Raw genomic sequence first — 18,458 nt, forward strand, 5'->3', positions numbered from 1 at the left:
AAAGCCATTACAGCCTTCCTGCCTTGCAATCTAACGTACCTGATTATTGGTTCTTCTTCCAGGTCTCCCAAGCTTTCTGCACTTCAGCAGCGATCAGCTTCGGGGCCTTCGAGCCAAGACCAATCTCCTGCAAGCCGACGTTGATTACGTTGTACACATCACTGTGCAACACACCATCAACAACCGGGGTGATCGGAGTATGAGCGGCGTAATATGCTGCTCTCTTTGCAATGAACGGCTCAAGATTTCTCTCCTTAACAACTTTTTCCACATCAACGTTGAGGTTTGAGGGGAAGGAAGCACCAGTGGAGAGGCGGTAGGTCTGGACATACTCGCCCTGCAAGTACTTGATCAATCTCCAAGCAGCTGCTTCTTTGGCAGAGCCTGCAGGAATGTTGGCGCTCATGCCCCAGCCGGTACCCATAACACCACTGTTGGAGTTATGAATTACTTCGCCGGGAAGATTGGGAATAACCATCAACTCGAAATCACTCTGCTGCAATGCAGGGCTGACCAATGCCTTTCCGGTGGTGATATCAGTCTGGAAGGCACCAGTGGACCAGTCGCCATCGATATAGAAAGCGGCCTTGCCTGCTGCGAAACTGCCACGGGATGAACCGTAGGGGCTGGTCAGGCTGTTGCGGTTGATCATACCGGACTTGTACATATCATCGATCAGGTCCAAGGATTTGACGAACCATTCATCGGTGAAGGAAATCTTGCCGGCAGCAAGTTGGTCATACCAGTCAACACCACCGAAGCGGCCTACTACCATTGAGAACAGGCAGCTCTGCATGACCCAAGCGTCCATGTTGTCCATGGCGATCAAATCAATACCCTTTGCCTTCAGCGGGGCAACCATTGCTTTCATGTCAGCATAACTCTTCGGCATGGCAAGGCCATTGTCGCGGAGCACTTTGGTGTTGACATACAGCATATGGGTGGTTGTTACACCATTGGGAAGCATGGCAAGGTAGCCAGCAAACTGAGGGGCAACCGTAGCGGGATTGTATTGGTCCACGAGACCGTCCTTCACAAGGAAGGGCTTCAGGTCTTTTACGCTCTTGGTGGTATGCAGGCTGGTCGAACGTCCACTTGGCCACATATACAGAACGTCAGGAACCTGGCCGCTGGCTACATAGGCTTCTGTTTTCTGATGGAACGGCTCATTGAACAGATCTTCACGTACCAACTTGATATCGGGGTTCTCTGCTTCGAATTTGTCCCAAATCATCGTAATATCATTTGCGCTGTTTGGTTCAGACATGTCGATGTAGTTCAACACGGTCAGCTCAATCTGCTTTCCTGCTGCTGCATCTTCCTTGGTTCCCTGTGCAAATACCGATGTCACGACCATCAGCAATGCAAGAGCCAGTACAGAAACTCTCTTGAATCCAGTCATTTTTACCTCCTAATGACTTGTCCATCAATTGCGCTTGGATAGTCCCTTGCGCTCATTTTTTCTCACCCCTCATACAAGGGTGAAGTAACCATTTTAATAGTTCATACTTTGTACAAACTAATGCTATCATGCTCTTTTAGGGCTGTCAAACAAAATCCTTTGTCAGCCCTTCACCGCTCCTGCGGCAACACCTTTGGTGATCTCTTTTCTGAATGCCAAATAGAAAACAAGCATCGGAACCAAGCCGATGACCAAGGCAGCAAACTGCTTGCCAAAGTCACTGGACAGTGCACCGGCAAACTTCTGCACACCTACGGGAAGGCTTTTCAGTGCATCGCTGCTGGTCAAGATATTAATCAACATAAACTCATTCCAAGTACCGGTAACGGTCATGATTGCCACCGTAACGCCCACCGGTGCAGCCATGGGTACAATGATGGAAATGAAAATCTTCAGGTACGTCGCCCCATCGATGCGTGCTGATTCCACCAAGGCATCAGGAATCGCCTTAATGAACTCAGTACCAAGGTAGATGCCCATCGGCATGGCAATGCCGATATAGGGGATCAAGACACCAAGGCTGGTATTATACAGCCCTACCCAATTGATGATGAGAAAGAGTGGAACCATGATCGACTGCAATGTGAGAAGCAATCCAATGACAAAGGTACCATGCAGGAACTTGGTCGCCTTGTTGGGAATCTTGGCAAAAGCAAAACCGGCCATGAAAGAGAAGACCAAGGTGGCGATGGTGGTAATGCCGGTATAGATGAAACTATTGAGAATCAAACGAGGAAACTTACCGCGAATCCAAGCATCCTGGTAGTTGACCATCACCCACTCTTTAGGAAGACCCAACTTGTTCATCTGAAACTCAGTGGTCGTCTTGAAGGAGTTCATGACCAACCACAACAGAGGATATGCCGCCATCAAGGTGAAGAACACCATCACGGCATAGGTAAAAAATATATTGATTCTTGCGCTGACTGATTTAGTATCCTTGATATCATTCATATGCTACTCCTTCCCACCAAATCTGCGTTCAACCCACTTGGTAAGACCGATGAGGGAGAAACTGATGATTACCATGACCGTGCTGATTGCATTGGCCAGCGGATAGTTGGGAGCACCCTTGAATGCCTTGTCAAACATATAGATGGACAGGACGGTAGTCCGATTCGCCGGACCTCCTCCAGTCATTACATAAATGAGGTCGAAACTCTTCAGCGAGCCGCTGATTGCGAGGATTGCCGATACAACCAACACACCCGAAAGAGCCGGAAGGATTACGTAACGCAGCGTTTGGCCTTCCGAAGCGCCATCAATGCGGGCTGCTTCGATGACGGCACCGTCAATCTTCTGCAAGTTTGCCATGAATATGATCATATACATGCCGGTATACATCCAGAGAATTACAAAGAGAACCGGCAGGATGGGATGGTTGCTGATACCAAACTCATACGTGGGATTGAACAGCCGAACCAACTCAGGGAACGCTCCATAGGGGGCGAAGAACGACTTCCAAAGAATACCAATGACGACCGTGGAAATGACGGTGGGAAGGTAGATCATGGTCTGGAAGAAATCACCCTTTTTCACCAATCCCCTATGCAGCACATAGGCAAGGAAGAATCCCAGCGGAATCTGACCGAATACCGAAACACAAACAATCCAGAGATTATTTTTCAGGGCAAGGTAGAAGTACTCATCCACAAACAGGCGGGCATACCATTTGAAACCTACAAACGAGACCGGTTTTCCCCCAAAGAGTTTTCCTCCATTGTAGTCGGTGACGCTGAGGATCACAGAGAATATGGTAGGGAACGCCATCACCGATACATAGATGAGGAAGCCGGGAAGGACAAGCATCCAGTATGCCCTTTTCTGCTCCTTCTTCGTGTCCGCCAACGTGTGCGCTTTAGGCATGCGAAACCTCCAACCGCGGTTTCCTGTATGACTTTTTCATGGGATAAGCCTGTGCAATCACATCCTCCCAGTCAAAATGGGTGCGACATTCAATTTCAGAGAGCTCGGGAACTGCAAATAATTTCTGCAGGAACATCATTGCCGCCCCTTTCGCAACCACGGACTCGTCCTGTGTATCGAAAATAAGCTTGCAGTGAATTTTCTTCAGTAAATCCAAAAATTGCGGACAATCGTTAGTAAGCAGATCACGAATTCTCTGCTCGTCGGAGAAGGGTTTGCCATGAATGAAAAACACTCTTGGGTCAAAGACCGAGAGAACCGGAACCAATGAGCTGAAGAGGTCTACCATCCAAGTCTTCCAAGCTTGTTCATCGGTAACCGACTTGATCAGCAGGTCCTCCGGCAATCCAGTCTGACCGATATTGTGACCGCGCCAGCTAAGCGTACAAATTTCACCACTGCTATGATGCGACCCATGATACACCTTCCCTCCGATGGACAGTCCTATACCTACACCGATTCCGGCTCGGTCACCGAACTGATAGCTGCCTTCGTGGTAGTCGGCTATCATGCACACAAAATCGCCTAAATTGACATTACGGTTGATGGTCATCTCAAGCCAGGCAGTACAGTTGGCATCATTTTCAACAAAGACCAGCACATCATAGTTCTTTGTGAAGAACGAATAAAAATCATAATTATGCAAATCAAACGGCTCGGCATAGAGAATCACGCCATTCTCCGTATCCACAATCCCGGGAATTCCCGCAACCACGGCTAGAAGCGGAATACCAAGCTTTTCCACCTGCTTGAGAACTATTTCCATCAAGAAGGTGATGATTCCATCAAAATCCACTTCGGGAAGTTTGCCTTTGTCTTGGAACAGAAGACTGCCGGTTATATCAAGAATTACCGCCCGATAATGGGAGGGTTGGATATCGAAACCCACGACACAGCCGAACTTATCGTTCAGTCTGAGGATGATCGGCTTGCGACCGCCCCGGCTCATGCCGCTTCCTTCCTCCCCTTCATAGACGACTTCGTCATCGATAAGGGTGGAAATAATGTTGGTAACCGTCGAACGATAGAGATTCAACTCCCGCGCGATATCAACCCTGCTGATTCCTGGACTCTTCCAGATAAGCTGAGCAACAAGTGAGGTGTTGGCATTCTTCTGGAAATTATTATTGTTGATTCTCATAAGCCTCAGTATACTTGGTCTACGACCTCGGTATCGAAGTGAAGTTACACTTCCATTAGTTTGTTCGCTCTCTGTACAAACAAAGCCTACCATCCACCATCCCACCTGTCAAGCAGATAATTTTGCTTCCTTGTCCAGCGGTTTGTACAACGTTTGAACTTGACTTGTAGGCAAAGCCATGGTACCAAGAATCCATGCAAACACACCATGTCCGTAAAGCAAGCGAGCTCATCGTCCCCCAACCCCGGTTCATAGAGGATCGGGAAGGCGTCTTTCGTCTGCACCCACGCATCAGTATTGCAGCAGAAGCAGGATTTGAAGACCTGCATGCGTTTTCACTCGAAGTGCTCGGCTGCAAGGCTGGTGGTGAGGATATTCTCTTCAAACACCAAGAGGGCTTGGGAAGCGAAGCGTATGTGCTGACCATCACCAAGACCCAGATTGTGGTCAAAGCAACAACCAGCGACGGCGCTTTCAGAGGCTTGAGCACCATCCGCAAGCTAGCCATGCTCAGTGGCAACCTGTTGCCCTGCTGCAAAGTCGAGGATGCACCGGATTTTCCTTGGCGCGGTTTCATGATCGACTGCAGCAGACATCAGTTCACCCCAGCCTTCTTGAAAAAACTCATCGATGTGGCATCCCTATTCCACCTCAATCGTTTCCATTGGCATCTGACCGACGACCAAGGCTGGCGTATCCCTCTTGAGAATTGGCCCAAATTGGAGAGCATTGCAGCCAAAAGAACAGAGTTGCAATACACCGACGGCAGAACGTACGGCCAGCTGTACACCCGTAGTGAAATCCTTGAAGTACAAGCGTATGCACATGCACGTCACATGCTGGTAGTTCCTGAAATTGAGACTCCAGGCCATGCATCGGCGTTGCTTGCTGCCTATCCTCAGTTCGGATGTACAGGAGGGCCGTATGAAACACAGGATCGCTTTGGAATCTTTGAAGAGGTAATGTGCCCCGGTAGTGATGAGCTGATGGCCTTCCTTTCCGATGCCATCACCCAAATTGCTGAGCTTTTCACTGATCCCTATATCCATATCGGCGGTGACGAATGTCCGCATACCGCTTGGCGGCAGTGTCCCCGCTGTCAGAACCGAGTCCGGCAATTAGGGTTAACCGATGCCCGGCAACTCCAAAGTTGGATGACCAAAGAAGTTTGCGAAATGGTGCATAAAGCAGGCAAGCGTCCCATCGGATGGGATGAGGTGCTTGAGGGAACCGAACTGTTAGGACTCCCAGAGGATTTGATCGTCATGTCATGGAGAGGCCTTGCGGGTGGATTGGAAGCAAGCAAACGCGGCCATGAAGTGATTATGTGCCCCAATACCGAGGGTTGTTATTTCGACTACAAACACCAAGACAGTGAGGAGGAGATGGGAAACCTGGGTGTCAGCACACTTGAGCAGGTAGCCCGTTTCACACCAACTCCCTCTATAATGGAAGCGAGCACAAAAACCTCTGTATTGGGATCACAGGGAAACCTATGGACGGAAAAGGTAACCACCTCACGCCAGGCTGAGTATTTACTATTCCCCCGCCTTATGATTCTCGCCCAGCAACTTTGGAAGAATCAAAAAGCAGAAATGACCTTGGAAACACGAGGTGTGTTGACAGAGCTTTGTCAGGCTTTGGACATCAACTGTTATCGAGGAGCATAGACAAGGCATATTGTGTGAATCCATCGTCTGTGCTATGAAGTAAGTACACCTTCTGGTGGATTTTCTCTATGCAGGCCCTGCCTCCGTTGGACGGCGGGCCTGTCTTATTTCTATAAGAAATACATACAAGAAAAAGTAAAAAAAACAAAAACAAGTATAACAAGAAAAAAGCACCAGAGTATTTCACCCTGATGCCTTATTTGTTCCAGCCTATCCCTACTCGCCCTTTTTCAGCAAATCCTTGGGAATATGAATCAAATGTTCCTCACTCTCACGATAAAACGTTGCAATGAAGCCAATGATGCTGACCAATTCACTCTTGGTCTTCACTGCCAGCTCCTCTGCGAGAGGACGTATCTCATCCTTGAAGGCCTGAAACTTTACTTTGACCAGCTCATGACTGCCCAAGGCTTCGTTCATGGCTGCTATCACCCGCTCTTCCAATCCACTCTTGCCGACCATGACAATCGGCTTGAGGGAGTGAGCCTGTGCCTTCAGAAAACTTCTTACACTGCTATTCATACGTAGTACTATAATTAGTCTTTGTACTTTTGTGCAACTACGAAGCGTTTAACTTTTTTAGTACTCGTCATTTCAAGCGGTTCATCGATGACATTCACACGGGTAATCTTCTTGTAGGATTGCAATTCCTTGTTTACTTCACCAATAATTTGATTTATGCGTTCCTCAATCTTTTTCTTGGCCTGCGCACCGTGCTGTTTGGCCATTTCATCCCGCCACTTTTCTGCTGGGTACACCAAAGCCCGAATGCCTTCGCTCTTGGTCTTCTTATCGACCAGATACCCGAGCACGCAGATGGTTTCTATCTCGCTGTAAAGCTGGAAATGGTCCTCGATCTCCTCGGGGAACACATTCTTACCACCATCGGTAACAATGATGTTCTTCGCACGTCCCGTCAGATACAGATAGCCCTGCGCATCCTGATAACCGACGTCACCGGTATTGAGCCACCCATCCTCGAGCACTTCTTTCGTAGCTTCAGGATTGTTGTAGTAGCCCTGCATGACCATGGGTCCCTTGATATAGATAATCCCATTGCCATCGCTATCGGGATTCACAATTTTGACTTCGACCTGAGGAACTTTCTTGCCAACCGAAGTTTCAATATATGCCTCGATCGGATTGAGGTGGGTAATCGGGCTGGTCTCAGTCAGGCCGTAACCCTGGACAAAGTCGATTCCCAGCTCATTGAACATCTTGAACGTGCTAGCCGGCAGGGGACCACCGCCGCTTATGCAGATGCGGTTCTTGTCCAACGAGAGTTTCTTGAGCAGGAAACCAAACATTTTCTTACCGACATTCACCTTGAACACTTTCTTCAGCAGTCCGGAAACACCCATGAGGAACCGGATGATTCCATACAACACGATGCCTTTCTCCCGAACACCATTCATCAGTGCAGCAATCATTTTGTTGAAGAGCATCGGAACTGCGAGGAACATATTTACCTCACCCTCTTTCAGCTCCTTGAGGACTTGGCTGATGATCAACTTCTTGCCGAATACAATGGAAGCTCCCACACTGAGTGCCTCAAAGAAAACGGCCATCATGGTATAGGCATGGTGGATGGGAAGAATGGCATAGAATACATCGGTAGGATAGAGTGTCATGTTGCCCTGGGCCAGATAACAGTCACTTATCATGTTGAAATGGCTGAGCATGACACCTTTGGGGGTTCCCGTTGTACCACTGGTGAACAGAATGGCAGCGGTATCTTCACTTTGTGCCTTGTCCCGCTTCATTTCCTTGGCATCCAACTCCATCACAAAAGTATGCTCTTTAGTTGGTTCAAGACTAATTCTTTCGGACAACCCAAGCTTGTTCTCACTATCGAAATTCTCGAGTCTGTCAGAGTCGGCAAACAGGATTTTTACCCCGGCAAAGTCCATAAGTTTTGCCATGTCCTTATTGCTCAGCATGTTATCCAGGGGGACTACGATAGCACCGCAAAATAAGATTCCCAGATATGCAATCGCCCATTCGGGACTGTTCTTACCCGATACCGCAACCTTGACACCCTTGCCCACCCCTTTTGAGGCGAGATAGTTTGCCGTCTTCAGTACATACTGATGTGCTTGTGTATAGGTAAACGTCTCCTTTTTAGGGACAAAAGCAGTGAAACATTTATTATTAGGATAGCGACTTACCGATATCTCAAACATCTCTACAATAGTAGGCCATTGACCTTGGAATACTTTACCGCGGTACTCGTCCAGAAAATCCCACGGTTTAGGTGCATGTTTCTGTTGTGCCATAATCCATCTCCTCGATAATTCACTACAACTTACTCTACTATAGGCAGAAGAATCGTATAAAATCAAGATTATCATGACACAAATTCACTATACGTCATTGTGTAATGCACTTTTGCCCCTGTGTATGCATCTTTATGCAGGAACTGTACAAAGAGCGGGAGTGACAATCTGAAAAGCTTATCCTTCTGCAGGTACTACGAGTAATTTCCTTACAAATCAGTATCGCTGATGGCGATATTGGCCGTACCCTGAATTACGAAAGCAATACTTGCTAGCAAAGAGAAATGGGTAAGTCCTATCATTTCTCATTCTTGGGGGTATCTATTCTGTGGAGATTGCAACAGCAGGTCAGGAATCGATTACTTTGCGTTGACCAAAACAGGCGTTGCGTCTACAGTTTACGACGAGGTATATACTACATGGTAATTACATGCTTTGACGATGTAGTCCGCTTCATGGAGAGTTTCCCCAATCTTGAGAAGCAGACCACGCACTATACAACCAGAACATACCGCTTGGACCGCATGCATTCCTTGCTTGCCTACCTAGGTAATCCTGAGCTGTCTTTTAAGAAAATTCATCTGGCCGGCTCGAAGGGCAAAGGCTCGACGGCCAGCTATCTTGCAAGCGCCCTTACCGCTTTGGGATACAAGACTGGTCTGTATCTCTCCCCTCATCTGGTTGACTACCGCGAACGTTTCAGTCTCAGCGGAACCTTCTTCAGCGATGACTTGCTCGTACAGACCGGTAAGGAGTTGCAGATTCTGGTGCAAGGATTTCATTTCACCGACCAGTGGGGAGAAACCAATCCAACGACATTCGAACTCTACACCGCCTATGCCTACATGCTTTTCAAGAACAGCGCCTGTGATTGGGCAGTCATAGAGACCGGCCTGGGTGGAAGGCTGGACGCGACCAATACCATCACAGCTGAAGCTTGCGTACTGTGCCCCATCGAGCTTGAGCATACGAAAATTTTGGGTGATACCATCGAGAAAATTGCCGCAGAGAAGAGCAAAATCATCAAGAACGGAGTGCCAACCTTCATAGGCTTTGAAGAAGAAGCCGCCATGTCTGTTTTTCTTGCTGAGGCCAAAGCGATGCACAGCCCCACCTATCTGCTCAGCGAGTCCATCAAGGAGTTGTCAAGCAAAACCACCACCGAGGGAGAACTTGTTCGGTATCAATGGAAGGATGGGACAGAGGAGCACTTGCTGCTCTCGATGCGCGGCAGTGTACAGGCACAAAATAGCGCCCTTGCCCTGCTTGTGCTCAGAACACTGGGCCTCTACAACGAAAAAGTCATCCCGGCCATTGAGAAAAACCAGATTCCCGGACGGTTCCAACAACTATCCACCTCGCCCTGTCTCTATGTCGATGGGGCACACACAACCCACTCCTTGAAAGCCCTGCTTTCCAGTTTCAGTTCATTGCATCACGAGGGGACGAACACCATCATTTACGGAGCCTTGGAGGACAAGGATCACCATCACATGGCAAACTTGGTGCTAGACCATTTCCAGCAGATCATCATCAGTCGTCCCGGAACGTACAAGAAGAGTGATATTGCAAGCCTGTATGCCCTATTCTGCGACCTTGCCCGAAAGCGGTCGCAGACCTATCAGATTTTGTTAGTCGAAGACAATACACAGGCTCTTAAAGCTGCTTACTCAATGACAAGCAATAGCTCTGCCATCATGGTTTGCGGATCATTTTACCTTGCAGGGGGTGTGAAAGCTGCTTTTGAGCAGATACGGAGTACCTATGAGTCTCAACTGGCGTGAAATTGCGCTCATCCTTGAGGAATTGCCGCTGGTCGGCAGCTCACTGCAACAGACAGTACAACATGACTTTCATGCCATAAGTTGGAACTTTTACCATCAGACAATTGGCAGATGGACACTGTATACTGAGTTGGGCACCCCATTTTCCCGCTTGCACTTGGCCAGCGAGAGCCTCAGTGTGGCCCAACAGGGCAAGACTGCAAAACTGCAACGCTTCATCCAGTTCCTCAGAGCCCACCTTGAAGGGTCCAAGGTGGTGGAAGTCTTTCAGCAACCGTATGACCGCATGGTCCATCTCAAGCTGGACAACCATGGTACGCTTCTTAACCTGTACATGCGCTTCTATAGCGGTCCGGGGGCCAATGTAATCATTACCGATGAGCAGGACATCATCCTTGAACTTCTGTATCGTCGTCCCGCTAGGGGAGAGCAGAGCGGCCAGCCATTCATTATAGGCGAACCAAAAACAGGAGAGGACGATCGATTTGTCGTGCGCTCTCGCACTGATACCTCCTTCAACCGCCAGATTGAGATGGAGTATGGAAGCCAAAGCAACGAGCTGACGTTCCAAGAGCTCCTACGCAAAGTAGAGGCAAAACGCGATCGGGAGTTGAAAACACTACAAACCACCTTGGCAAGTCAAATGCACACCCTTAAGGCCAATGAAGGCTATGATCGGCACAAAATGACAGCCGATCTGTTGAGCGCCTACCAACATCTACTGAAGGACAACCAGGACAGCATTGAACTGGACGATTGGGAAAGCTCGGAAAAACGAGTCATCGAGCTCGACCCAAAGCTCAAGGGAAGGGAAAACATCCTTCTCTACTATGAAAGATATCAGAAAGCAAAAGGTTCCTACGAAAATGCACTGAGCGAAGTGGTGAAGGCGAAAGCCCAGCTTGCCGAGAGGGAAGCTCACTACGTACAACTGCTTGAAGCAACAGAGCCACAGAATGCCATCAGGGCAATGAAACGCGAACTGGCAAGCGCCGAAACCAAAGCACACGACAAGGTCCATTCCCCTGGGTTGACGATGCAAAGCGGGCAGTTCACGTTGCTGGTCGGCCGCAATGCCAAGGAGAACGATGAGCTATTGCGCCACTATGCAAGGGGCAACGATTACTGGATGCATACCCGTGATGTACCCGGAGGCTATGTATTCATCAAGTTCATCAAAAACAAGACTGTCCCGCTTGTAGTCCTGTTGGATGCGGCCAACCTGGCTGTCGTATTCAGCAAGGCAAAAAAGGAGGGAAAGGCCGACCTCTACTACACACAGGTCAAACACCTGAGGAGAGTAAAAGGCGGAAAAACCGGCTTGGTGTTGCCAACTCAGGAAAAAAACTTAAGTATAACACTGGACGAAACAAGGCTAAGACGATTACTTTTGGAAGATGACAATGCTTAAATCCCAACATCACATGATTTTCTACCCTGAAGACCGTACAAAGCTTGATGAGTGTACAAAACCAAGGCCAGCATCAGTGAAACCCTGCTCACTGCCTTGCGCGGTGCTTGTTCCCCACGCTTCCTACAGCATGGTTTCTGAAGCATTGCACCGCTCTTTTGAACAGGTTCAGATGCTCAAACCCTCATTGGTCGTATTCCTTGGTCCCTTGCACCAGGAGGTGCTCAGCGAGGATGAGCCGGCTTTTCTGTTCACCCCTGAATCGGAAGGCATAACCATAGCAGGATTTGACCATCTGTTTGCAACCTCCCTCGCTGACAAACTTTGTACCATGTTTCCTACACAGGTGGTGAAGCAGGATAGCTATTTTATCGAAGAACCGGCTCTTGAACTTACCCTTCCCTTTATCCAAAGCTACTTTGGCGATACGCCGACGCTCCCGCTTCTTTGTGGAAGCTGCAACAGAGCCCAACTTGCCGTCTATACCAAAGTACTCCAGGCTATCACCAAGCTCGCCCCACAGGTGCTATTCATTGTTTCGTCCAATGCCAATGCCGTTCTGCCGGCAACGGAGGCTGCAAAGCACGCCGCTGCTTTTGTCAGAACTCTTTCAAAGGGCTCTAGCCTATGTGAGGGCCTTCGTACACACACCATCAGCAGCTGCAATGCTGCCAGCTTGGATGCTGTGGCCGCCCAGAGCTGGGCAAACGGGCACTGGGACATCACGGCGATGTTCCTTGGCGGCAAGGAATATGAGACCATCGAAGCCGAACTTGATGACCCTGAAAAACATGTCTGGCATATCAGTGCCACGCTAGGAGCTTCCCATGATTACCAATGAGACATTTGAATATACCATCGATGACCGGCTCATGCGCCTGATCGTCATCGGCGATCAGAGCATGGAACTGCCGACCTACCTGCTGCAGGGAGAGAAAGCACATGGGTATCTGTACAAAGACGGCACACTCTCCCGGTGGTATTGGAAAGGTTTGACGGTCGTCGATGGGAAGCGCTGCATCTATTTCGACCCTCTTGAGATTTTTGCATTCGAACAAATTGCCAGCACCAAGCGCAATCATGCACTTAGCTTGGTACGGGATCTTGCCAGTGCATTGATGGGTCTGCCCTCCTCCTTTCTGGACCTGAGCAGCGGCATTCTGCCGTTATGGAGGGTCTGGGGTGTCGAGGATGGAAGCCTGCTCATCCTTCCCCAGGATGTTGCAGATTTATTTGCTTCCTGTTCGGATGAGCAGAAGCGGTTCTATCACCTAGGAGCGTGGGTCCACCATGGCATCCATGCACCGTTTGCCCTCATCGACCAACTAACCGCCTTCTTGTACTTTGCCGCTGTGGGCTTCGCTCCCTTTTATGACAAGGACACCCGTGAAGATGCCTTCAAGGCGGTACCGCTTGCATTGTGTTCGGTCAATCTCAACAAGGCTACTACCAGTTTCATCGATAAAACCCTGTCCTTGAGCCTGACAAAAATGCGTGATGTGAGCGGCAATCTGGAAAGCCAGAAAGCACTCGCTTTTTTCCTAGCCCAAACAGAAAAGCTTATATGGGACCTGCCGATGCTCAAAGAGCCCAGAAAACGAGAGGACCTCAGTGCAATCCCTGCTTGTGCTTCATTTCTCGAAGGACAAAAAAAGCGGGCCGGGCGGAACAGATTTTGGAGAAAGAAAGGGTGGATCGTCATAACCGTGGCAGTGAGCGTTATCGCAGTGGCATGGTTCACCACCAGCCGCATCCAGACATCGCTCGCCCCCCCCTATACTGCGGGCATGCCGCCGATTACAATCATTGAGGAATTCTATGCCGGCCAAAATGCACTTGACCTGCAGAAAATGGAAGCATCCCTTGCCAAGAAGACGAAAAATCCGGCAAGCATGGAGGTGACCAACCTCTTTGTAACCCGCCAAACGAGACAGGCATATGAAGGGATCAACACGCAAATCGATCCGAATCGCTGGATCAATGAAGGCAAGCCCGCCATTCTCGAAGGAACATTCCTCTACGGGGTAGCAGATCTACAGGTCAAACCCGTCGATGAGAGAACCTTTATTGCAGAGGGAAAGCTCTATACACCCTACTCCTACAGCAATGAGGAAGAGGTGACGGAACAAGCTGAGAAGGGAATGCGAATCTTTACCTATCAAATCGAGCAGCAGTTTACGGTGGAGAGGGGAAAACGTGGATGGTATGAGATTACCGATATCAGTTCAGTGTCGGTACAACCCCTACAAAGCATCGTTGTCCCTACCTACTCCCGCCTTGAAGGTAGCGCTCAATCTCAGTGAGAATGGTTGCCTTATTTTCAGGGTCGAACCATTTGGCATCAGCAAAACTTTTAAAGAACGTCATCTGCCGCTTTGCATACAAGCGGCTGTTTCGTTCTATTTGGTCGGCAATGATCGCACGTGACCACTCACCATGCTCCATCGCTTGGAAGAATTCGCGGTACCCGATACCCTGCAAGCCCGGCCACCAAGACTGAGCCCCCATTTTCAAAAGGTCCCTGATTTCTTCCACCAGCCCTTCATCGAACATCGCCTGCACCCTCAGGTTCAACCGACGACGAAGCACTTCGCTTTCGCGAATCAGACCAATGACCAATGGCTTCATACCATTGCGCACAGTTGTGGGAATCGTATAACTACTCAAAGGCCTTCCGCTGGTTTCCCACACTTCCAAAGCTCGACTTACCCGATACATATCACTGGGATGGATACGCTTGGCACTGATGGGATCGATCCGCTGAAGGTACTGGTATGCCCATTCCCTGCCCTCGGTTTCGATGCGTTGGGAAAGGGACTTGCGGATATTCTCATCACTGAGTGGTGCTTCACTGAGCCCATACAGGAAATGCTTGAAATAATAGGCGGTCCCCCCGCTGATCACAGGAATTTTTCCTTGGTCATGAATCATTTGACAGGCTTGGTCGGCTCGCTCTATGAAATTGCCTACGGAAAACTGCTCCCAGGGGTCGCAAATATCGATCAGGTGATGCTCAATCGCAGAACGAACCGCCTTTGAGGCTTTTGCCGACCCTATATCGAGATGTCGATAGACTTGGATCGAGTCTGCATTGATAACAGAAAACCTCTGCGGATCAAGATCCAGCAGAAGTTCTGTCTTTCCGACCCCGGTAGGGCCGAAGATGAAAATAATGGGTTCGAATGCGTTACTCTTCGTCGGGTGCTTCGAAATGGATTTCACCTTTTAGAGCTCTCGTGAGGACTTCACTGACAATCTTGCCGTTGTTCTCCTCAATTTCTTTTCCGCCGCATCCGGGATTGCTCAGGATAATCGCCTCTTTGATCGCCACGCAGGTAATCTGATAGATATTGCCCTCATAATCAATAAGGCTATTCAATGGAATGCTCACCGTTCAACTCCTTGTCCCTAAAAGACAGTAATGATACAACTCTTTTATCATAGAGATTTTCTACTAAAATGTACAGACCTTATAAAACTTGGCGGTAACCGAAGCGGATGTACTGCCTCACCATATCCCTCACTGATGCATCGATGGCCGACCCTTGCGCTGTAATCCAAGGAAGATAGGATCCTTCAACGAACACAATCCCCCTTGAGAAAAGGAATTCGTAGGAGAGAGACAGTGCAAACCCCAAACCAAGCTCATAGCCTACGGCATGCTCCCATCCCAGCTGGGCTTTCATACCCATGCCTATCATCAAAGGGGAAAAATGCCCAAAACGATAGAGCATCGTCGTTTGTACACTGGGTGTTTCAAACGAAGGCGAAGCCGATGGCAGTGAAAGAGCAAGGTTCTGCTCAAACGTTCGACTGAGCATGCCTACTTCCAACCCGGTTGACATCGTCGACTGGGTTATGCCCACATACGGTCCAGCCTCCAGGGTGAAGCTTGCAAGCAGAAGAAGGATGAGCAGGGTTGCCTTAGCGTTTCTCACGAGCCTTGGCCTCCTTGACAATGAGGGCGGCGATTTGCTCGGGTTCCAACTCGGACGTATCGATTACCAAGTCCGCCACCGTTGTATCGCTGTTGTCTATGTTGTACAAGCGCAGGTATCGTGCACTGTCATTGGCATCACGCATTTGAGTCTGCTCCAGGCGCTCAGAGAGAGTCCCCCCTTCGCGCTGGGTTATCCTGCGCGCACGTTCGATGGAACTTGCGGTTAGATATACTTTGAGATCGGCTTGCTTGAGCATCCAAATGGCCAGGCGGCTGCCTAGAACACAGTCAGGCTGTGCGAGAGCCATCTCTACCTGCCTTTTGTCCACCTCAAGGTCGAACTCATCGCTTTCTTCCGCCATCTTGCAGAAAGTCCAGAACTCGATCCCCTTCTCTTCACTGAGCGTACGGAACGTAAAATTAATCATGGGATATCCCAAATTCTCGGCCACCAACTGAGAGACCGTGGTATTTCCACAGCCGCTCTTTCCACTAATTGCAATGCGCACGCTTTCCCCCGTTACTCAATGTTGCGGATTTGTTCACGAATATTTTCCAGACCATCCTTCATCTTAACAACCTGGATGTTCAGTTCAACCATCTGGCTCTTGCTTCCGATGGTATTTATCTCCCGATTCATCTCCTGACAGAGAAAGTCCAGGCGTTTACCGACCGGCTCTGATCTTTCAAGCAGGGAGAAATACTCCTTCAGGTGTACGCCCAGACGCTTGATCTCCTCATGAACCGAATATTTGACGAGCATGACGGCAACTTCCTGCAAAATCCTGTTTTCGTCGTAGTTCTGATCACCAAGCATTTCCACAAAACGGGATCGCAAGGTATCCTTGACCATCTGCTCAAGCTCGTTCGCATGACTTTTTATGACATCCAGACCTTCACTGACGACAGTGCCCAACCGAACCAGGTCTCGCTGGGTGGAAGACCCTTCGCGAACCTTGCTCTCCGAGAACTGTACAAGAGCTGCCTGCAGTGTTTCAAACAAGACCTGCCGATAGCGCTCGCTATCGTTGCCCTTCAAACTCACCAGCACCCCTTCACTTCCCAGATAATCAGAGAGTTGCGGCTTGAGGGCCTTGCCGCTGAGTGCTGCGATGGAAGCAAACGCTTCGGAATAATTCTTCACTGCTTGTTCATCGACATAAAGTTGTACGTCACTGGCCAAGTTCTTGACCCGAATGTTCACTTCCACGTGTCCGCGGCTGGCAAAATCGGTAATTTTTTTGTCGATTTCCATCTCATAGGGAGCAAGCATATACGGAATATTGTGATTGATATCCAAATACCGATTGTTGTACGACTTCAGCTCCACGGCGAGCTGGAACTGCTCACCCACGGATTCACTGAATCCGTATCCGGTCATGCTTTTCATGAATGACTCCTTCTTCGGCGGGCAATGCGCTCGCAAAGGAAACGATTATTACCCGCACCCATCGTAATACACAACCACCTCTCTTGCAACCAGAGCGAACCTAAGGCTTCGGCCGTTTGCTCGTCTTTTGCATAGGCACAGCGATTCGGCAGAAGAGAACCAACCTGGCGCACAAGATCCTCTGCAGGATCCTCAGCAGTGGGGCCATCCCCTCTGGCCGAAGCATACGTAGCTTGCACGATGAGCGCATCACACTGAGCAAGTTGTTCTACAAACTCGTGGTGAAATGCAAGGGTCCGACTAGCGGTATGAGGACAGAAAATCACAAGCATCTTATACCGGGGATAGCGTGCACGCAGCTCTTCCAAGGAAGTGTGAATTTCTGTCGGATGGTGGGCATAGTCATCGATATACACCACCCCGTCCTGGGTAAACAGAACCTCGGTGCGACCGATGCATGCAGTATAGGAACGCAGATGCCGGGAAAGAGAGGCAACCAAGGTTGGCAGCACCTCATCGGTGATGAGGCCTTGATCCTGAACATAGAGCTTAGGCTCGGGACGATCGAGTATCATGGCCAAGGACAGGACCAACGCTCCGATGTGGTCACATACCAAGGCTTCGGCTTTGGCCTGGATGGTAAAGGGAAGGTCCTCCAATACGGCAAGTGTATATCGATCGGGGCCATTTCTCATAATTCTGAACGGTCCAGGGGCAGAAAAGCCATAGGCAACGACGGTGATGTCCTTACGATGGGCAAGCACATAGGCTGACAAGGCTGAGGCGCCCTCGTCGTCTGCGCAGTATAGGAAAATGCCCCCGCCCTTGAGGTTGGTGACCAACGATTCAAAACTCCGCTTAACCTGATCAATCGATTGGAAATAATCAGGATGGTCATATTCAATGGAAGTAACCAATACAGCTCGCAAATCATAGGAAAGAAAGTGATCCTGATACTCGCACGCTTCAAAAAGAGCACACTCAGAACCATAGTAGGGATAACGGTCAAGCCCGCTCTGGGAGGACCCATAGACTGCATAAAACGGGAATTGTGACTTCGTTGCCTGGCCAAGCAAATGGGATGCAACCGAACATGTCGTCGTCTTGCCATGCGTGCCCGCCACCGCATAACTATCCTGGCGCTTCGTAAGAAGTGCGATGAAAGCCGGATACGAATACAGCATAAGATTCCTCTCGTTGGCTGCCTTGAGGATGGGTGTCGTCAGGGGATAGGCACTGCTGTAAATGACCGAGGTGATGTCGCTGCTCAACAAGCTTTCAGCAAAACCAACATCACAAACCAGTCCATGGTTTGCAAGCAGGGCGTCGGTGAAGAAGAGTTCATCCCTATCACAGCCTCGTACCTGGCAGCCCATATGGGTAAGCAGGACGGCAAGGCTAGCCATTCCTGTACCCTTCATCCCTACCAGATACCAACGCTGTGCTTGAAAATCCATA

At 49.4% G+C, this 18,458-nt stretch carries 17 protein-coding genes; 5 read left to right on the forward strand and 12 right to left on the reverse strand.

Features of this window, described 5'->3' with window-relative positions; translation table 11 throughout:
* Positions 1-43 precede the first annotated feature (43 nt).
* From SPIBUDDY_RS09005 to SPIBUDDY_RS09020, 4 genes are all read right to left on the reverse strand, one after another.
* Entirely contained in the window at positions 44-1,402 is a 1,359-nt protein-coding gene (locus tag SPIBUDDY_RS09005; protein ID WP_013607442.1) for an ABC transporter substrate-binding protein, read from the reverse strand.
* Between the two features lie 162 nt (positions 1,403-1,564).
* Positions 1,565-2,416 carry a carbohydrate ABC transporter permease gene (locus SPIBUDDY_RS09010; protein ID WP_013607443.1) on the reverse strand — a complete coding sequence of 284 codons (852 nt, stop codon included), beginning with the start codon at positions 2,414-2,416 and terminating at the stop codon, positions 1,565-1,567.
* A 3-nt stretch (positions 2,417-2,419) separates the two neighbouring features.
* Positions 2,420-3,328: a carbohydrate ABC transporter permease gene (locus SPIBUDDY_RS09015; protein WP_013607444.1), complete on the reverse strand. Its 909-nt coding sequence runs from the start codon at positions 3,326-3,328 to the stop codon at positions 2,420-2,422.
* Positions 3,321-4,529 carry an ROK family transcriptional regulator gene (locus tag SPIBUDDY_RS09020; RefSeq protein ID WP_245523763.1) on the reverse strand — a complete coding sequence of 403 codons (1,209 nt, stop codon included), beginning with the start codon at positions 4,527-4,529 and terminating at the stop codon, positions 3,321-3,323. The genes SPIBUDDY_RS09015 and SPIBUDDY_RS09020 overlap by 8 nt, the downstream gene beginning before the upstream one ends.
* A gap of 194 nt (positions 4,530-4,723) precedes the next feature.
* On the opposite strand from SPIBUDDY_RS09020, the gene SPIBUDDY_RS09025 reads away from it, so the two are divergent.
* Complete coding sequence (locus tag SPIBUDDY_RS09025) at positions 4,724-6,199, forward strand: beta-N-acetylhexosaminidase (RefSeq protein WP_013607446.1); 1,476 nt, start codon at positions 4,724-4,726, stop codon at positions 6,197-6,199.
* 216 nt (positions 6,200-6,415) lie between these two features.
* Here the strand turns inward: SPIBUDDY_RS09025 and SPIBUDDY_RS09030 are convergent, their stop codons facing one another.
* Entirely contained in the window at positions 6,416-6,721 is a 306-nt protein-coding gene (locus SPIBUDDY_RS09030) for a YhbY family RNA-binding protein (RefSeq protein WP_013607447.1), read from the reverse strand.
* A 14-nt stretch (positions 6,722-6,735) separates the two neighbouring features.
* Positions 6,736-8,475: an AMP-dependent synthetase/ligase gene (locus SPIBUDDY_RS09035; protein WP_013607448.1), complete on the reverse strand. Its 1,740-nt coding sequence runs from the start codon at positions 8,473-8,475 to the stop codon at positions 6,736-6,738.
* A 419-nt stretch (positions 8,476-8,894) separates the two neighbouring features.
* Between SPIBUDDY_RS09035 and SPIBUDDY_RS09040 the strand changes: the two genes are divergently transcribed.
* From SPIBUDDY_RS09040 to SPIBUDDY_RS09055, 4 genes are read left to right on the forward strand one after another with little or no spacing between them, the layout of a single operon-like run.
* On the forward strand, positions 8,895-10,259 hold the full coding sequence (locus SPIBUDDY_RS09040) for a bifunctional folylpolyglutamate synthase/dihydrofolate synthase (protein WP_013607449.1): 1,365 nt from the start codon (positions 8,895-8,897) through the stop codon (positions 10,257-10,259).
* A complete protein-coding gene (locus SPIBUDDY_RS09045) occupies positions 10,240-11,670 on the forward strand; it encodes an NFACT RNA binding domain-containing protein (protein WP_013607450.1) in 1,431 nt (476 codons plus the stop codon). Before SPIBUDDY_RS09040 ends, SPIBUDDY_RS09045 begins: the two co-directional genes overlap by 20 nt.
* Complete coding sequence (amrB, locus tag SPIBUDDY_RS09050) at positions 11,663-12,511, forward strand: AmmeMemoRadiSam system protein B (RefSeq protein ID WP_013607451.1); 849 nt, start codon at positions 11,663-11,665, stop codon at positions 12,509-12,511. The genes SPIBUDDY_RS09045 and amrB overlap by 8 nt, the downstream gene beginning before the upstream one ends.
* Positions 12,498-13,973: a hypothetical protein gene (locus SPIBUDDY_RS09055; RefSeq protein ID WP_013607452.1), complete on the forward strand. Its 1,476-nt coding sequence runs from the start codon at positions 12,498-12,500 to the stop codon at positions 13,971-13,973. Before amrB ends, SPIBUDDY_RS09055 begins: the two co-directional genes overlap by 14 nt.
* On the opposite strand, the gene miaA is transcribed toward SPIBUDDY_RS09055, so the two are convergent.
* From miaA to SPIBUDDY_RS09085, 6 genes are all read right to left on the reverse strand, one after another.
* On the reverse strand, positions 13,933-14,892 hold the full coding sequence (gene miaA / locus SPIBUDDY_RS09060) for a tRNA (adenosine(37)-N6)-dimethylallyltransferase MiaA (RefSeq protein WP_013607453.1): 960 nt from the start codon (positions 14,890-14,892) through the stop codon (positions 13,933-13,935). The genes SPIBUDDY_RS09055 and miaA overlap by 41 nt on opposite strands.
* Positions 14,858-15,061, reverse strand: coding sequence for a hypothetical protein (locus SPIBUDDY_RS09065; protein WP_013607454.1), 204 nt, complete (start codon positions 15,059-15,061; stop codon positions 14,858-14,860). Before SPIBUDDY_RS09065 ends, miaA begins: the two co-directional genes overlap by 35 nt.
* Before the next feature lie 79 nt (positions 15,062-15,140).
* Complete coding sequence (locus SPIBUDDY_RS09070; protein WP_013607455.1) at positions 15,141-15,608, reverse strand: hypothetical protein; 468 nt, start codon at positions 15,606-15,608, stop codon at positions 15,141-15,143.
* Positions 15,595-16,119 (reverse strand): (d)CMP kinase, encoded by a 525-nt coding sequence (gene cmk, locus SPIBUDDY_RS09075; RefSeq protein ID WP_013607456.1) that lies wholly within the window; start codon positions 16,117-16,119, stop codon positions 15,595-15,597. The genes SPIBUDDY_RS09070 and cmk overlap by 14 nt, the downstream gene beginning before the upstream one ends.
* An 11-nt stretch (positions 16,120-16,130) precedes the next feature.
* Positions 16,131-17,000, reverse strand: a complete 870-nt coding sequence (locus tag SPIBUDDY_RS09080; protein WP_013607457.1) for a YicC/YloC family endoribonuclease — start codon at positions 16,998-17,000, stop codon at positions 16,131-16,133.
* Positions 16,997-18,457, reverse strand: coding sequence for a glutamate ligase domain-containing protein (locus tag SPIBUDDY_RS09085; protein ID WP_013607458.1), 1,461 nt, complete (start codon positions 18,455-18,457; stop codon positions 16,997-16,999). The genes SPIBUDDY_RS09080 and SPIBUDDY_RS09085 overlap by 4 nt, the downstream gene beginning before the upstream one ends.
* Position 18,458 lies beyond the last annotated feature (1 nt).

This window comes from Sphaerochaeta globosa str. Buddy (assembly GCF_000190435.1).
In the GTDB taxonomy this organism is placed as follows: domain Bacteria; phylum Spirochaetota; class Spirochaetia; order Sphaerochaetales; family Sphaerochaetaceae; genus Sphaerochaeta; species Sphaerochaeta globosa.

What these genes read in the sequence shown, in the direction of transcription:
- SPIBUDDY_RS09085 (WP_013607458.1), bottom strand. Translation starts at nt 18,457, where the DNA reads ATGGATTTTCAAGCACAGCGTTGGTATCTGGTAGGGATGAAGGGTACA.
- SPIBUDDY_RS09030 (WP_013607447.1), bottom strand. Translation starts at nt 6,721, where the DNA reads ATGAATAGCAGTGTAAGAAGTTTTCTGAAGGCACAGGCTCACTCCCTC.
- SPIBUDDY_RS09015 (WP_013607444.1), bottom strand. Translation starts at nt 3,328, where the DNA reads ATGCCTAAAGCGCACACGTTGGCGGACACGAAGAAGGAGCAGAAAAGG.
- SPIBUDDY_RS09040 (WP_013607449.1), top strand. Translation starts at nt 8,895, where the DNA reads ATGGTAATTACATGCTTTGACGATGTAGTCCGCTTCATGGAGAGTTTC.
- SPIBUDDY_RS09080 (WP_013607457.1), bottom strand. Translation starts at nt 17,000, where the DNA reads ATGAAAAGCATGACCGGATACGGATTCAGTGAATCCGTGGGTGAGCAG.
- SPIBUDDY_RS09010 (WP_013607443.1), bottom strand. Translation starts at nt 2,416, where the DNA reads ATGAATGATATCAAGGATACTAAATCAGTCAGCGCAAGAATCAATATA.
- SPIBUDDY_RS09005 (WP_013607442.1), bottom strand. Translation starts at nt 1,402, where the DNA reads ATGACTGGATTCAAGAGAGTTTCTGTACTGGCTCTTGCATTGCTGATG.
- SPIBUDDY_RS09025 (WP_013607446.1), top strand. Translation starts at nt 4,724, where the DNA reads ATGCAAACACACCATGTCCGTAAAGCAAGCGAGCTCATCGTCCCCCAA.
- SPIBUDDY_RS09055 (WP_013607452.1), top strand. Translation starts at nt 12,498, where the DNA reads ATGATTACCAATGAGACATTTGAATATACCATCGATGACCGGCTCATG.
- SPIBUDDY_RS09035 (WP_013607448.1), bottom strand. Translation starts at nt 8,475, where the DNA reads ATGGCACAACAGAAACATGCACCTAAACCGTGGGATTTTCTGGACGAG.
- SPIBUDDY_RS09045 (WP_013607450.1), top strand. Translation starts at nt 10,240, where the DNA reads ATGAGTCTCAACTGGCGTGAAATTGCGCTCATCCTTGAGGAATTGCCG.
- SPIBUDDY_RS09020 (WP_245523763.1), bottom strand. Translation starts at nt 4,529, where the DNA reads ATGAGAATCAACAATAATAATTTCCAGAAGAATGCCAACACCTCACTT.
- amrB (WP_013607451.1), top strand. Translation starts at nt 11,663, where the DNA reads ATGCTTAAATCCCAACATCACATGATTTTCTACCCTGAAGACCGTACA.